The following is a 13,278-nucleotide window of genomic DNA, read 5'->3' as shown; positions in this document are numbered from 1 at the left end:
CTCCGATGTTGTCCCGACGAAACTTCCTCGGCACCGCTACGGCGCTCGCCAGCGCGGCCGCCGTCACCGGCCGCGCCCAGGCGGTGACCATTCCCGAAGCGCCGATGATGGAGAAGGTCACGATGCAGCCACCGCTGTATCCGACCAGCGGCCCCGACTACAATCCCGTGGTCACGCTGAACGGCTGGACGCTGCCGTGGCGCATGAACGGCGACTGGAAGGAATTCCATCTGGTCGCCGAGCCGGTCGAGCGCGAGTTCGCGGAAGGAATGAAGGCGTACCTGTGGGGCTATAACGGCCAGTCTCCGGGGCCGACGATCGAGACGGTCGAAGGCGACAAAGTCCGGATCTTCGTCACCAACAAGCTGCCCGAGCATACCACGGTCCATTGGCACGGCGTCATCCTGCCGAGCGGCATGGACGGCGTCGGCGGCCTGAGCCAGCCGCACATCCCGCCTGGCAAGACCTTCGTCTACGAATTCGAGATGAAGCACAGCGGATCGTTCATGTACCACCCGCATTCGGACGAGATGGTCCAGATGGCGATGGGCATGATGGGTATGATCGTCGTGCATCCGCGCGACAGATCCTTCCGGCCCGTCGACCGCGACTTCGTCTTCATCATGAGCAGCTATCTCATCGATCCCGGCACCTATCTGCCGAAGGTCACCGAGATGACCGACTTTAACATGTGGGCGTGGAACAGCCGGGTCTTCCCGGGCATCGATCCGTTGGCCGTGCGTCTCGGCGACCGGGTCCGCGTCCGGGTCGGCAACCTCACCATGACGAACCATCCGATCCATCTGCACGGCCACAGCTTCGCGGTCAGTTGCACCGATGGCGGCTGGGTGCCCGAGAGCGCGCAGTGGCCCGAGGTGACGACGGACATCCCGGTCGGATCGATCCGCGCATTCGACTTCACCGCCGACAATCCCGGCGACTGGGCGTTCCACTGCCACAAGTCGCATCACACCATGAACTCCATGGGACACGACGTCCGCAATCTCATCGGGGTCAATAAGAAGGATCTGGCGAAGGTCCTGGGCAAGCTCGCTCCCGACGCGATGGTGATGGGAACGACCGGCGGTGCCATGGGCGAGATGGAGATGCCGATGCCCGACAACACGCTGCCGATGATGACCGGCTCCGGGCAGTTCGGCCCTATCGAGATGGGCGGCATGTTCACCGTCATGAAGATCCGGGAAGGCCTCGCGCGCGACGACTACAGGGATCCCGGTCCCTACAAGCATCCCCCCGGAACGGTCGCCTACGAAGTCGCGGCGCCGCAAAAGGAGGCGCCGCGCCAGGTCAACGACAAGACGAAGACCAAGGCGACCGAACCGAAGCCCATGAAGGGAATGAACATGAAGGGGATGAAGGGAATGTAGGCGCTTCCGAATAGGTGGAACGCAAGGCTTCACACAGAAGGAGAAGACGATGAAAGCAATATTGACCGCGGGAGCAGTGGCGCTGGCCGCGTTGCTGGCTTCCGCCCCCGTCGTGGCGGAGGCGGATCACGGAAGTCACGCGCACGATGAAACGTTTTCGACCGGCGAGCCGGGCGACGCAAAGAAGCCCGCGCGGATCGTGCAGGTCACCATGACCGAAGCCGGCGGCAAGATGCTGTTCACTCCGAGCAGGGTTGAGGTCAGAAAGGACGAACAGATCAAGTTCGTGCTGCGCAACAGCGGCGAGCTCGATCACGAATTCGTTCTGGCCACTACCGAAGAGAACCTCAAGCACGCCGAGTCCATGAAGAAGGCTCCTGACATGGAGCACGACGATCCCAACGCCAAGAAGCTGGCTCCCAAGAAGACAGGCGATCTCGTCTGGAAGTTCACCAAGGCGGGCGAGTTCGAATACTCCTGCCTGATACCCGGTCACCGCGAAGCGGGAATGATCGGCACTGTCGTCGTCAAGTAGTCCAACCCCGAAAGGAAAGAAAATGACCAACAACCAACTCGCAGCATGCATCCTCTCGCTCTCGCTCGTCGCTTCGTCCGCCGTCTTCGCCCAGGACGCGATGGTCAACGGTGAAGTGAAGAAGGTCGACGAGACCGCCAAGAAGATCACGCTCAAGCACGGCGCGATCAAGAACCTCGGCATGGACGAGGACGGCATGACGATGGTCTTCAAGGTTCAGGATTCCGCGATGCTCAAGCAGGTCAAGGTCGGCGACAAGGTCCAGTTCACGGCCGAGCGCGGCAGCGACGGCATCGCCATCACAAAGATCCAGAAGAGCAAGTAACCCGACGGACGCCCTCCGCCACCGGCCGATGGCCCGGCGGCGGAGGGGCCATCGTCGTCGCCGTGCAAAGGAAACGGAGCCAGGAAGGACTTGCCTGCGCAGAACCGTCGCTCACGTACGATCGCGGCAACGGAAGGCTGAGCGGTGCCGGTCCCGGAAGCTCGCCGTGCTCGTTCTGGACGTCCACTGAAACCCACACACAAAATCCGCATCACCAAAAGGAAGACCAATGTTCAACAAGACCTCGATCGCTGCCGTCACGTTAATTGCAGCAACCCTCGGCGCCGGCGTCGCCTACGCCCATCCGGAGTTTCAGTCGGCCGAGCCCGCCGCCGGGAAGTCTTCGGCGCCACCGAAGCAGATCCGCATCCTGTTCAACGAAAGCGTCATCCCGCAGTTTTCCGGCATCGAACTGAAGGACCAGGACGGGAAGGCGATCGCGACCGGGAAGGCGACGACCGATCCGACCAACAAGAAGCTGATGATCGTGCCCCTCAAGGATCAGTTGACGCCTGGCGACTACAGGGTCGAATGGCATGCCGTGTCCGACGATACCCACAAAGTGAAGGGCAGCTACACTTTCGGCGTGGCGCGCTGATGATCGATCTCGGGCTCGTCGTCGCACGCTTCTTGCATTACGTGGCGTCGACCACGCTGGCTGGAGCGGCGTTCTTTCCACTCTACGCCTACGCCGGCGCCGAGCCCGAGACGCTCGGCCGGTGGAGGAGGCGGGTCCTTCTCTGGTCGGCGGTCCTCGCCCTGGTGAGCGGCCTCGCCTGGTTCGTCCTCGCCGTCGCCAACATGAGCGGCGGGCTGGCGGACGTCGTCGATCCCGAGATCGTCGGTTCGGTCGTCCGTGAGACCGGCTTCGGCGTCGTCTGGACGGTGCGCATGTTCGTTGCGACCGTACTCGTCGCCGTCACGCTCCTGCAGGTCGCGTCGCGGCCGAGCGTAAGTCGGGATTTGGTGACGTCCTTCCTCGCCGCCGGACTTCTAGCTTCACTCGCCGGTGCCGGGCACTCCCAGATCGAAGAAGGCTGGGAAGGCCTGGTGCATGTGGCGGCCGACGCCGCGCATCTGCTCGCCGCCGGCGCGTGGCTGGGTGGGCTGGCGCCGCTCGGCTTCATCCTGCTCGGCTACGCCGGGATCAGGGCGGGCCGTGCCGCCTCCGACATCGATGGCGTGCTGATGCGCTTTTCGGGCATGGGATACGCCGCCGTGGCGACGCTGGTGGGCACCGGTCTGGTGAATAGCTGGCTCCTCGTCGGCTCGGTATCCAGCCTGCTCCACAGCGCCTACGGGCAGATCCTCATGGCGAAACTGGCGTTCTTTGCGGGGATGCTGGCGCTCGCTGCGGCAAACCGGTTCTGGCTGGTGCCAGCCTTGGAAGCGTCCGGACGCGGAGGCGTTGGTGCCTCCGACGTCTGGCGGAGCAAATTGCGGACGCACGTGCTCAGCGAGCAGGGCCTGGGCCTGCTTGTTCTCTTGAGCGTGAGCGTCCTCGGAACGATCCGGCCGGCGATCGGACAATGACCGGCGAAAGCGGCCTGAACCCGACGAAGGGACCGGTCGGATCGGTTGGACCCATCGTGCGCGGCTTCCGGCGAAGTGCTTCGGCCGGTCCTTTCTTCAAACAAGGCGATTCATGACGATCACGGCCGACAAAGCTACGAAGGGGCGCGATCTGCGTCTCGACCTGTTCCGCGGCCTCGCGAACTGGGCGATCTTCCTCGACCACATTCCGAACAACGCCGTCGCTTGGCTGACGACGAGGAACTACGGCTTCAGCGACGCCGCGGATATCTTCGTGTTCATCTCGGGGTACACGGCGGCCTTTGTCTACTCGCGTAGGATGGCGAGGCAGGGTGTGCTCGCGGGGGCAGCGCTTCTGTTGAGGCGCGTCTGGCAACTCTACGTCGCGCACATCCTGCTGTTCGTGTTCTATGCGGTCGCCATCGGTTTCATCGCGCAGCGCGGCCATTCGCACCTTCTCGACGAATTCAACGTCAAGTGGCTGATCGAGCAGCCGGTCGCCACTCTCACGCAGGGGCTGGCCTTGAAGTTCAAGCCGCTGAATCTCGATGTGCTGCCGCTCTACATCGTGCTGATGGCGGGCTTCCCGCCGCTTCTGGCCGTCATGATGCGCCATCCGGATTCGGCCCTAGCGGCCTCGGCTGGCGTCTATCTCGCGAGCCGTTGGTTCGGCCTGAACCTCCCGGCATGGCCGTCGGGAGAGTGGTACTTCAATCCCTTCGCCTGGCAGTTCCTGTTCACGATCGGAGCCTGGGTGGCGATGGGCGGAGGAGAGCGCGTGAAGTCACTCGTCATGTCGAAGCTGATGGTATCGATCAGTTTGATATACTTGATCTTCGCGATGGTCGTGACGCTCGCAGTCCGTTTCGCTTCGACCTGGATGCTCCCGTCCGGACTGGTGGACCTGTTCGATCCCAACGACAAGACGAACCTGGCGCCCTATCGGGTCCTTCATCTGCTCGCCCTCATGATCGTTCTGGTGCGCATCGTTCCCGAGGATTGGGACGTGTTGCGTTCCGATGCGCTGAGGCCGCTCATCGTCTGCGGACAGCGTTCGCTGGAGGTGTTCTGCGTGGGCATTTTCCTGTCATTCGTCGGACACTTCATCCTCGAGATGTACTCCAACGCCCTGATCGCCCAGATCGCGGTGAGCGTCATCGGAATCTCGGTGATGACCGCCGTGGCCTTCTACCGGACATGGTCGCGCGCGCTCGACGCGCCGGCGCCCGCTGGAAAAGCTTCGGCGGGCAACCGCGCAACTCAGGGAGGAATCGGATGAGAATGAGATGGATCGCAGCTTGGTCGCCGTCCTGATCGCGTCGGGCGCCTCGGTCTTCTACGTGGTCTCGGGAGACCTACATGGAGATGGTCCCACGTTGCAAACTTCGTCGCTACTTGAGGCACACATCTGAAACGTAAATTCTATCATGGAGCGGAGGATCAGTACGCTCTTGTGATTTTGGGTTTTTCAACCTCATCGACACTGTTCACACATAAGGGAGGACGTAATCCATGCGCCGCGCAATTGTACTAACCGCACTTCTATTATTTGCATCGACGGCAGCTTTCTCGCAGACGCTTTATTCCGGAATGCAGAAGCGCTCCATAAAGGCACTTTCGGACCGGGAGGTTGCGGACTTGAACGCTGGTCGCGGAATGGGACTGGCACTCGCAGCCGAATTGAACGGGTATCCGGGTCCTTCCCACGTCCTGGAGTTGGCCGACAAGCTCGAACTGACTTCTGATCAACGCGGTGGCATCAAAGCGTTGTTTGATCGTATGAAGTCTGAAGCACTTCCTCTTGGCTCGAATTTGATCCAACAGGAATTGGAATTGGACAGGCAATTCTCGTCCCGCACCGTCACGTTGGAAAGTCTGGCGGTCTCGACGGCGTCTATCTCCGCCACGCAAGGCGCACTCCGCGAAACCCACCTCAAATATCACCTGTCGACAGCCGCTTTGTTAACTGGCGATCAGATGACCCGATATGCCCAACTCCGCGGTTATGGCGATCAACCGATCTCTCACCACCATAACTGAAGCGTGACCCGATGCTTAATATTTGCTCAAGAGCAATTTTTGAAAGCCGATTCGCTGAGGTAATATCGATGATGGATGTACCGATGACTTTGACACGACGCAGCTTGCTCGCGATTTTCGCAGCGGGAGCAGTCGCGCCGGATTTCTCGAGCGCTGCCGAGGCCTCCACCGTTCTCGTTCATAAAGATCCGAACTGCGGCTGTTGCGAAGGCTGGATACGCCATCTGCGGAGCAGTGGTTTTACGGTATCCGTCGAGGAGACGGCTGATCTGCAGTCACTCCGGACCCGGCTTGGCGTACCGGCGGATCTCGGTGCGTGCCATACCGCCAAAATCGCAGGTTACGTCATCGAAGGCCACGTACCCGCTGCGGCTATACGACGTCTGCTTGAGACGCGCCCCACCGCCGTCGGCCTGGCGGTTCCGGGAATGCCGGCCGGTTCCCCCGGTGGAGGGCGGAAAGCCGCGGAAGTACGAGGTGGTGCTCTTTGGAACAGCTGGACAGCAGATCTTTCTGCGGTTTCTTGGGACAGAAATCGCTCTCTGAGCAGGTGTATTAACGAAAAATGAGTGATCCGAGACGGCTGGCGAACATGTGAAGTGGCAGTCCTTCCAAAGTTCCCGTCTTCGTGTGATGGTGAACTCATGAATCTTCGCCGCACCATCGGTCAAGTGCTTGCGGTCTTCGTGATCGTCGGGCTTTCGTTTGCACCGCTGGCCGCGCCTGCGGCGGCGAAGCGGCTTGCTGCGGCGGAATTGACAGACATGTCGGCGATGTCCGCGGACATGCCGTGTTGTCCTGACGGAAACAAGACCGACGACTGCAAGGATTGCCCGCTCATTGCGATGTGCATGCTGACGGTTGCTCAGGTCGTGCCGTCCCCGTCGGATGGTATTCAGGCTCCATTCCAGATCCGCAGGCTGTTCTTTGGCTTTGACGACTTGACCGCTGACGGCTTGGTCGGCGTCCCTCCGGACCATCCTCCTCGAATCTCGATCTGATCGGCGTCACCACGCCGTCTGCTGCCGCATCGGCCTAAAGCCGTGCGGATGAACATGCATGCCGCCCTGCGCGGTACATCAGGACATCGAGGATTTCAAAATGAAGAGCTACACTTGCGCGCGCGCCCTCCGGGCCGTGCTCATCGGCGTTGCCATGATCGCTTCGGCAACAGCCGCTCGCGCCGACATCAAGGACTACGAATTCCAGCTCGTCGACAAAACCGTGAAGAAAGGCGAGGTGGTCATTTCAGTGCGCCTTGTCCATAAGCCGGACGGAAAACCGGTCTCCGACGCCGTGATCTTCGCCAAGAGGCTGGACATGGCGCCGGACGGCATGGAGTCGATGAAGACCACGATCGACGCGATGCCGAGCACCGAACCCGGCGTCTACAAGTTCAAGGCCGCCGTGACGATGGAAGGCGGCTGGCAACTGTCCTTGGGCGCCAAGGTCCAGGGCGAGACCGGGACGGTCGAAAACAAGCTCATCCTCAAGGCCACGCCGTGATCCGCCCGGCGGTAATCATGCGGTTTGTAGCCATCGGAGCGGCCACAGCATTACTGTGGTCGCATCCTGTGGCGGCTGCCGAGCAAACTATGCCTGGAGCGACGGTGGAGAGCGTCGTCGCAATCGCCAAACGTCTCAATCCGACGGTGGCTGCCGCCTCGCTCGACTTCGACGCCGCGGTCCGCAAGGTCGGAACGGCGGGCGTCATGGCCGACCCGACCCTCATTCTGGAGGCTTGGGACGTCAACCGGCAGGGCGTCGGACAGCGCCGCATCGGCTTCGACCAGGAGATCAAGCTCTGGGGCAAATACGGCCTCGAACGCAATATCGCGCAGTCGGACGCGGACGCCGCAAAATTCCAGGGGCGCGCGACCGTGACCGAACTCATCGCGCAGGTCGTTGCCGCACATGGCGAATACAATGCCGCCTATGAAGCTGTCGGGATAGCGACCGAGATCAAACGGCGATATGACGAGTTGCTCGGTCTGCTGCGATCGCGGTACGGCACGACATCGGTCGACCGGCAGGACGTCATCAAGGCCGAGATGGAAGCTGCCACCGCGGAGGGCGACGTCGTCCGGCGGCAGGGCGAACAGAAGTCCGCCGCAGCGCGGCTCAATGCACTGATCGGGCGTCCTGCGCTGGCCCCGTTGGCGGCGCCGACCGGCTTCCGGACGGTCAGGCCCGTCAGCCTCGCGCAAGCCCAGGCTCTCGGACGATCGGCAAACCCGATGCTGGCTCTGGCCGGGGCGCAAAGCAATTCCGCGGCCCAGATCAAATCGCTCACCGACCTCAACTACTATCCCGACGTGAATGTCGGCGCAAAATACGTGCAGCGGCCCGGCACCGAGGATACCGGCGAGTTCACGCTCGGCGTCAAGCTGCCGCTGCACTATGAGGTCAAGGACGCCGAGCAGCGTGCGGCAGGAGCGCGCCTCGGCGCCGCGCAAGCCCGCAACGAAGCGCTGCGGCTGCGGATTGACGGGCAGATCGCCGACGCCTGGTTCGGCGTCGATGCGCTGCGCAAGGTCGTGCAGATCTACACGTCGCGCCTGTTGCCCCCAGCTCGCTCCTCGATCGACAACGCCCGCAATGGTTTCCAGGCAGGCTCGTCCGATCTCTCGTCGGTCTTCGAGTCGGAGCGAAGGTATCGGGCGATCCAGCTCGACTTACTGAAGCTCAAGGTGGAATTGCAAACCAAATACGCCGACATGGAACGTCTGGCGGGAGGCTCGCTATGAGACGTCCTGTAAGTGCTCTATTGATCGTGTCCGCAGTCCTGGTTGCCGGAGTGGCGGGAGTGGCCGTCGGACGGTCGAACGGTCCGCTTCCCGGATGGTTTTCCGCCATCTTTCCTGCAACGGCAGATCCAAGTCCCGCCCAGCCGGCAGCGACGGAACCGATCGTCTACTACCGTGATCCGGACGGTGCACCGAACTATTCCCCTGCACCCAAGAAGACAGCCTCCGGCAGGGAATATCTAGCCATCAGAAGCAGCGAAGACGTGAGCTTCGAGGAGAAGGCTCCCGAGACCATGACTGCGAAAGGCGGTCAGCCGGGGCGCATCCGCTTCTACCGCAATCCGATGGGCCTTCCGGATACATCGCCGACCCCGAAGAAAGATTCCATGGGGATGGACTATCTCCCTGTCTATGAGGGCGAGCAGGATGATGACTCGTCCGTCAAAGTCAGTGCTGGCAAGCTTCAGAAAGCAGGCGTTCAGACCGAGGTAGCGGAGCTCCGCACCTTGAACACGATGGTTCGGGCGCCCGGCACGGTTGAAGAAGACGAGCGCCGCAAATCGGTGGTGTCGCTGCGATTCGAAGGTTTCATCGACACCGTCGAGAACGTCACCACCGGCACTCATGTTCACAAGGGCCAGCCGTTGATGCGGATTTATGGTCCAAACCTGTCAAGCGCCGCCGCTGAATATTTGTCAGCACTCGATGGGCGGGCGACCGGTGCACTTCCAATTCAAGCATTGAAAGGCGCGCGTCGTCGTCTTGAGAACCTCGGTGCGCCGGAAACGTTTATTGCTGACATAGAGCGTGCGCGCGAGGTGCCGGTCTATGTCATCTGGCCTGCACCGCAAGATGGCGAGATCGTGGAACGTACTGCGGTTAACGGCATGCGAGCAGCACCGGGCGAGGTTCTGTTCCGGATTGCCGATCATAACGTGGTCTGGGTGATGGTCGATGTCGCCGAACGCGATCTGGCACTCATCGAAGTCGGGCAAAAGGTCACCGTGCGTCCGCGCGCCTATCCCGATCGCCCCTTCATCGGCAAGGTCACTGTCATCTATCCACACCTTAAGGCAGAAACGCGTACCGCGCGGATCAGGATTGAACTTCCTAATCCGGACGAGGTGCTGCGGCCGGACATGTATGCGGACGTCGAAATCGCCACGGGGACGGAAGCTCCTGTCGTGACCGTGTCCAGCAGCGCCGTCCTCGACAGCGGCGAGCGACAGCTCGTCCTTCTCGACAAGGGCGATGGCCGGTTCGAACCGCGCCCCGTGAAGCTGGGGCGCCGAGGTGGGGGGTGGATTGAGATCAAGGAGGGTCTTGCCGAAAACGAAAAAGTCGTCGTCTCCGCAAACTTCCTGATCGATGCCGAGAGCAACCTGAAGGCCGCGCTCAAGGGCCTCGATACCGGGGAGAAACCGCAATGATCGCGCGCCTCATCGACTGGTCGGCCCGCAACCTGATGCTGGTCCTGATCGGCACGGTCTTCGCCGTAGCCGGCGGCATTTACGCCCTGCAACACTCGGCGCTCGACGCGATCCCCGACCTCTCCGACACCCAGGTGATCGTCTATACCGAATACAAAGGCCAGGCGCCGCAGGTCATCGAGGACCAGGTCACCTATCCGCTGACGACGGCCATGCTAACGGTGCCGAAGTCGAAGGTAGTCCGTGGGTTCTCGTTCTTCGGTGTCTCGTTTGTCTACATCATCTTCGAGGACGGCACAGACATCTACTGGGCGCGCTCGCGTGTTCTCGAATACCTCAACGCTGCGGCGCGCAAGCTTCCCGCTGGCGTGACGCCGACATTGGGACCCGATGCCACAGGCGTCGGCTGGGTCTATCAGTACGCATTGCAGTCCAAGGATAAGTCGCTGGCCGACCTGCGATCCATCCAGGACTGGACCATCCGCTACGGCATTTCCAAGGCGGAGGGCGTCGCGGAGGTGGCCAGCGTCGGCGGCTTCGTCAAGCAATATAACATTGTCGTCGATCCGAACCGTTTAAGGTCGCTCGGCATCCCGCTCGCGAAGGTGCGCGATGCGGTCCGTGGTAGCAACATGGACGTTGGCGGACGCACCGTCGAACTCTCGGAGTTCGAATTCGTCGTGCGGGGCAGGGGCTACGTCAAAAGCCTCTCCGATCTCTCCAACATCGTGCTGAAGGTCGATAAGGGTACACCGGTGCTGCTGAAGGACGTGGCGCGGGTCGAACTCGGTCCGGACGAGCGACGCGGCATCACCGAACTTAACGGGGAAGGCGAGGTCGCCAGCGGCATCGCCTTGCAACGCTTTGGGCAGAACGCGCTGGATGTCATCGACAACGTGAAGGCGCGCCTGGCGGAAATGGCGTCGGCGCTGCCGAAGGGCGTCGAGATCATACCGGTCTACGATCGCTCCAACCTGATCCATAGCGCGATCGAGACGCTGAAGCGGACCCTCACGGAGGAAAGCATCGTCGTCGCGCTCGTCTGCATCGTGTTCCTGCTGCACGTGCGCAGCGCGCTCGTCGCCATCGTCATGCTGCCGGTCGGGATCCTGATGGCGTTCGGCGCCATGAAGGTGCTTGGTATCGGCTCGAACATCATGAGCCTCGGGGGAATTGCGATTGCGATCGGCGCCATGATCGACGGCGCCATCGTCATGATCGAGAATGCTCACAAGCATCTCGAACGGGCGCCACCCGACAAGCCGCGCCTTGAAGTGCTCATCGAGGCGGCGAGCGAAGTCGGGCCCGCCTTGTTTTTCAGCCTGCTGATCATCACGGTGTCGTTCCTGCCGATCTTCACCATGGAATCCCAGGAAGGGCGTCTGTTCAGCCCACTCGCATTCACCAAGACGTTCTCTATGGCGGCGGCGGCGATCCTCTCGATCACGTTGGTTCCGGCGCTCATGGTGCTGTTCGTGCGCGGCAAGATCGTTCCGGAGCACAAGAACCCGATTAATCGTTTCCTGATCTGGGTGTACCGTCCGCTGATCCGCGGCGTGCTGAAGGCCAAGACTCTGACAATCGTTCTGGCGCTCGTGGCTTTGGCGGTAAGCCTCTGGCCAGCGCGGCAGCTCGGGACAGAATTCATGCCGAGCCTGAACGAGGGCACGCTGATGTACATGCCGACGACGTTGCCGGGTCTCTCGGTGACCAAGGCGGCGGAAATCCTGCAGACCCAGAACAAGATCATCAAGACGTTTCCGGAAGTGGCTTCGGTCTATGGCAAGGCAGGCCGGGCCGAGACCGCGACAGATCCGGCTCCGACCGAGATGTTCGAGACGATCGTCAATCTCAAGCCGAAGGAGCAATGGCGTCCTGGTCTGACCGTCGATGGTCTCATTGCCGAACTGGATAAAGCTTTGCAGTTTCCTGGCGTCTCCAATGCCTGGACCATGCCGATCAAGGCTCGCACCGACATGCTTGCGACCGGGATTCGCACACCGGTCGGAATCAAGGTTCTCGGCACCGATCTCGTTGAAATGGAAAAACTCGCACGGCAGATCGAGACCGTCGTGAAGGCGGTTCCGGGCACGTCGAGCGCCTATGCCGAACGCGTCATCGGCGGCTACTACCTCGACGTCGTGCCCGATCGTGAAGCGCTTGCGCGATACGGCCTCATGATCAGCGATGTGCAGGACACAGTGTCGTCCGCCTTGGGCGGCGAAACCATCACCACCACCGTGGAAGGCCGCGAGCGTTATGGCGTCAATCTGCGATATCCGCGCGATCTGCGCAGCGATCCGCAGTCGATCGCCCGCGACGTATTGGTGGCGATGCCGGGCGGAGGGACCGTTCCCCTGGGCGAAGTCGCCGCGATCAAACTGACGCGTGGACCCACATCGATCCGGACCGAAAATGGTCAGCTCGCGGTCTACATCTTCGTCGATATCCGCGACCGCGATCTCGGCGGCTACGTCGCCGATGCCAAGGCGGCCGTGGCCGCCAGCGTCCAGTTTCCGCCCGGAAACTACGTCGTCTGGAGCGGCCAGTTTGAGTATCTGGAGCGTGCGACGGCGCGGCTGAAGATCGTGGTGCCCGTCACGCTGCTGATCATCTTCCTGCTGCTCTATTTGAATTTCCGCCGGTTGACCGAGACCCTGATCGTGATGCTGTCGCTGCCATTCGCCCTCGTCGGCGGACTGTGGCTGATGTGGTGGCTCGGCTTCAATTTCTCCGTCGCCGTCGCCGTCGGCTTTATCGCGCTGGCCGGAGTCGCTGCGGAGACCGGCGTCATCATGCTGATCTATCTCGATCATGCGATGAAGGAGATTCAGGCCGCGCGGGCCGCGGAAGGCAAACCGTTCACGCGTTCCGACCTGAATGCCGCGATCATGCTGGGCGCGGTTGAGCGGGTTCGCCCAAAAATGATGACCGTCGTCGCCATCATGGCAGGCCTGATCCCGATCTTGTGGAGCACTGGAACCGGGTCGGAGGTCATGCAGCGCATCGCGGTGCCGATGATCGGCGGCATGATCTCGTCGACCATCCTGACGCTCATCGTGATCCCGGCCGTCTATGCCTTGATCAAGGGATTCAGGCTGCCCCGTGGCCCGGGCGCCGAGGTTCCGGAAGCCCTGCATGATGGTACGGGAGTGGACGAATTGCACCGCTCGCAGGCAGCAGAATGAACGGAAAACTACCCCGGCCGAACTCGGATTCGCTTCGGTGCAATTTTTTCGGTTTCTACGCCGTCGCCTGTAACCGGAACCGTCGGCGCTGC

At 61.7% G+C, this 13,278-nt stretch carries 13 protein-coding genes; all 13 read left to right on the top strand.

Going from position 1 to position 13,278, the window contains the following annotated elements; genetic code table 11:
- Nucleotides 1-5 precede the first annotated feature (5 nt).
- The 13 genes from A4A58_RS25010 (at nucleotide 6) to A4A58_RS24955 (ending at nucleotide 13,186) form a co-directional block, all read left to right on the top strand.
- The gene (locus tag A4A58_RS25010; protein WP_068737483.1) at nucleotides 6-1,388 is read left to right on the top strand and encodes a multicopper oxidase family protein; all 1,383 of its coding nucleotides are present in this window, start codon (nucleotides 6-8) and stop codon (nucleotides 1,386-1,388) included.
- Between the two features lie 49 nt (nucleotides 1,389-1,437).
- Nucleotides 1,438-1,923, top strand: coding sequence for a cupredoxin domain-containing protein (locus A4A58_RS25005; protein WP_081422052.1), 486 nt, complete (start codon nucleotides 1,438-1,440; stop codon nucleotides 1,921-1,923).
- A gap of 22 nt (nucleotides 1,924-1,945) precedes the next feature.
- Entirely contained in the window at nucleotides 1,946-2,248 is a 303-nt protein-coding gene (locus tag A4A58_RS25000; protein ID WP_068737262.1) for a copper-binding protein, read from the top strand.
- A gap of 229 nt (nucleotides 2,249-2,477) precedes the next feature.
- On the top strand, nucleotides 2,478-2,846 hold the full coding sequence (gene copC, locus A4A58_RS24995) for a copper homeostasis periplasmic binding protein CopC (protein WP_068737260.1): 369 nt from the start codon (nucleotides 2,478-2,480) through the stop codon (nucleotides 2,844-2,846).
- On the top strand, nucleotides 2,846-3,781 hold the full coding sequence (gene copD, locus A4A58_RS24990; RefSeq protein WP_068737258.1) for a copper homeostasis membrane protein CopD: 936 nt from the start codon (nucleotides 2,846-2,848) through the stop codon (nucleotides 3,779-3,781). Before copC ends, copD begins: the two co-directional genes overlap by 1 nt.
- 112 nt (nucleotides 3,782-3,893) lie before the next feature.
- Complete coding sequence (locus tag A4A58_RS24985; protein WP_068737257.1) at nucleotides 3,894-5,060, top strand: OpgC domain-containing protein; 1,167 nt, start codon at nucleotides 3,894-3,896, stop codon at nucleotides 5,058-5,060.
- A gap of 233 nt (nucleotides 5,061-5,293) precedes the next feature.
- Nucleotides 5,294-5,821 carry a hypothetical protein gene (locus A4A58_RS24980; protein WP_068737255.1) on the top strand — a complete coding sequence of 176 codons (528 nt, stop codon included), beginning with the start codon at nucleotides 5,294-5,296 and terminating at the stop codon, nucleotides 5,819-5,821.
- An 11-nt stretch (nucleotides 5,822-5,832) separates the two neighbouring features.
- Nucleotides 5,833-6,390, top strand: a complete 558-nt coding sequence (locus A4A58_RS29885; RefSeq protein ID WP_349509591.1) for a DUF411 domain-containing protein — start codon at nucleotides 5,833-5,835, stop codon at nucleotides 6,388-6,390.
- Nucleotides 6,391-6,465: 75 nt separating this feature from the next.
- Entirely contained in the window at nucleotides 6,466-6,822 is a 357-nt protein-coding gene (locus A4A58_RS24975; RefSeq protein ID WP_068737253.1) for a hypothetical protein, read from the top strand.
- A 100-nt stretch (nucleotides 6,823-6,922) separates the two neighbouring features.
- Nucleotides 6,923-7,327, top strand: a complete 405-nt coding sequence (locus A4A58_RS24970) for a FixH family protein (RefSeq protein ID WP_068737479.1) — start codon at nucleotides 6,923-6,925, stop codon at nucleotides 7,325-7,327.
- Nucleotides 7,328-7,416: 89 nt separating this feature from the next.
- The gene (locus A4A58_RS24965; protein ID WP_244499866.1) at nucleotides 7,417-8,568 is read left to right on the top strand and encodes a TolC family protein; all 1,152 of its coding nucleotides are present in this window, start codon (nucleotides 7,417-7,419) and stop codon (nucleotides 8,566-8,568) included.
- The gene (locus A4A58_RS24960; RefSeq protein WP_068737249.1) at nucleotides 8,565-9,998 is read left to right on the top strand and encodes an efflux RND transporter periplasmic adaptor subunit; all 1,434 of its coding nucleotides are present in this window, start codon (nucleotides 8,565-8,567) and stop codon (nucleotides 9,996-9,998) included. The genes A4A58_RS24965 and A4A58_RS24960 overlap by 4 nt, the downstream gene beginning before the upstream one ends.
- On the top strand, nucleotides 9,995-13,186 hold the full coding sequence (locus A4A58_RS24955; protein WP_068737247.1) for an efflux RND transporter permease subunit: 3,192 nt from the start codon (nucleotides 9,995-9,997) through the stop codon (nucleotides 13,184-13,186). The genes A4A58_RS24960 and A4A58_RS24955 overlap by 4 nt, the downstream gene beginning before the upstream one ends.
- The last annotated feature ends 92 nt before the right edge of the window (nucleotides 13,187-13,278 follow it).

It is taken from the genome of Tardiphaga robiniae (assembly GCF_001618955.1).
Taxonomy (GTDB): Bacteria; Pseudomonadota; Alphaproteobacteria; order Rhizobiales; family Xanthobacteraceae; genus Tardiphaga; species Tardiphaga robiniae_A.
The sequence above is the reverse complement of the archived record's forward strand: the minus strand, read 5'-3'. Positions and strand labels throughout refer to the sequence as shown.

What these genes read in the sequence shown, in the direction of transcription:
- A4A58_RS24965 (WP_244499866.1), top strand. Translation starts at nt 7,417, where the DNA reads ATGCCTGGAGCGACGGTGGAGAGCGTCGTCGCAATCGCCAAACGTCTC.
- A4A58_RS25010 (WP_068737483.1), top strand. Translation starts at nt 6, where the DNA reads ATGTTGTCCCGACGAAACTTCCTCGGCACCGCTACGGCGCTCGCCAGC.
- A4A58_RS24985 (WP_068737257.1), top strand. Translation starts at nt 3,894, where the DNA reads ATGACGATCACGGCCGACAAAGCTACGAAGGGGCGCGATCTGCGTCTC.
- A4A58_RS24970 (WP_068737479.1), top strand. Translation starts at nt 6,923, where the DNA reads ATGAAGAGCTACACTTGCGCGCGCGCCCTCCGGGCCGTGCTCATCGGC.
- A4A58_RS24955 (WP_068737247.1), top strand. Translation starts at nt 9,995, where the DNA reads ATGATCGCGCGCCTCATCGACTGGTCGGCCCGCAACCTGATGCTGGTC.
- copD (WP_068737258.1), top strand. Translation starts at nt 2,846, where the DNA reads ATGATCGATCTCGGGCTCGTCGTCGCACGCTTCTTGCATTACGTGGCG.
- A4A58_RS24975 (WP_068737253.1), top strand. Translation starts at nt 6,466, where the DNA reads ATGAATCTTCGCCGCACCATCGGTCAAGTGCTTGCGGTCTTCGTGATC.
- A4A58_RS25005 (WP_081422052.1), top strand. Translation starts at nt 1,438, where the DNA reads ATGAAAGCAATATTGACCGCGGGAGCAGTGGCGCTGGCCGCGTTGCTG.
- A4A58_RS24960 (WP_068737249.1), top strand. Translation starts at nt 8,565, where the DNA reads ATGAGACGTCCTGTAAGTGCTCTATTGATCGTGTCCGCAGTCCTGGTT.
- A4A58_RS24980 (WP_068737255.1), top strand. Translation starts at nt 5,294, where the DNA reads ATGCGCCGCGCAATTGTACTAACCGCACTTCTATTATTTGCATCGACG.
- copC (WP_068737260.1), top strand. Translation starts at nt 2,478, where the DNA reads ATGTTCAACAAGACCTCGATCGCTGCCGTCACGTTAATTGCAGCAACC.
- A4A58_RS25000 (WP_068737262.1), top strand. Translation starts at nt 1,946, where the DNA reads ATGACCAACAACCAACTCGCAGCATGCATCCTCTCGCTCTCGCTCGTC.
- A4A58_RS29885 (WP_349509591.1), top strand. Translation starts at nt 5,833, where the DNA reads ATGCTTAATATTTGCTCAAGAGCAATTTTTGAAAGCCGATTCGCTGAG.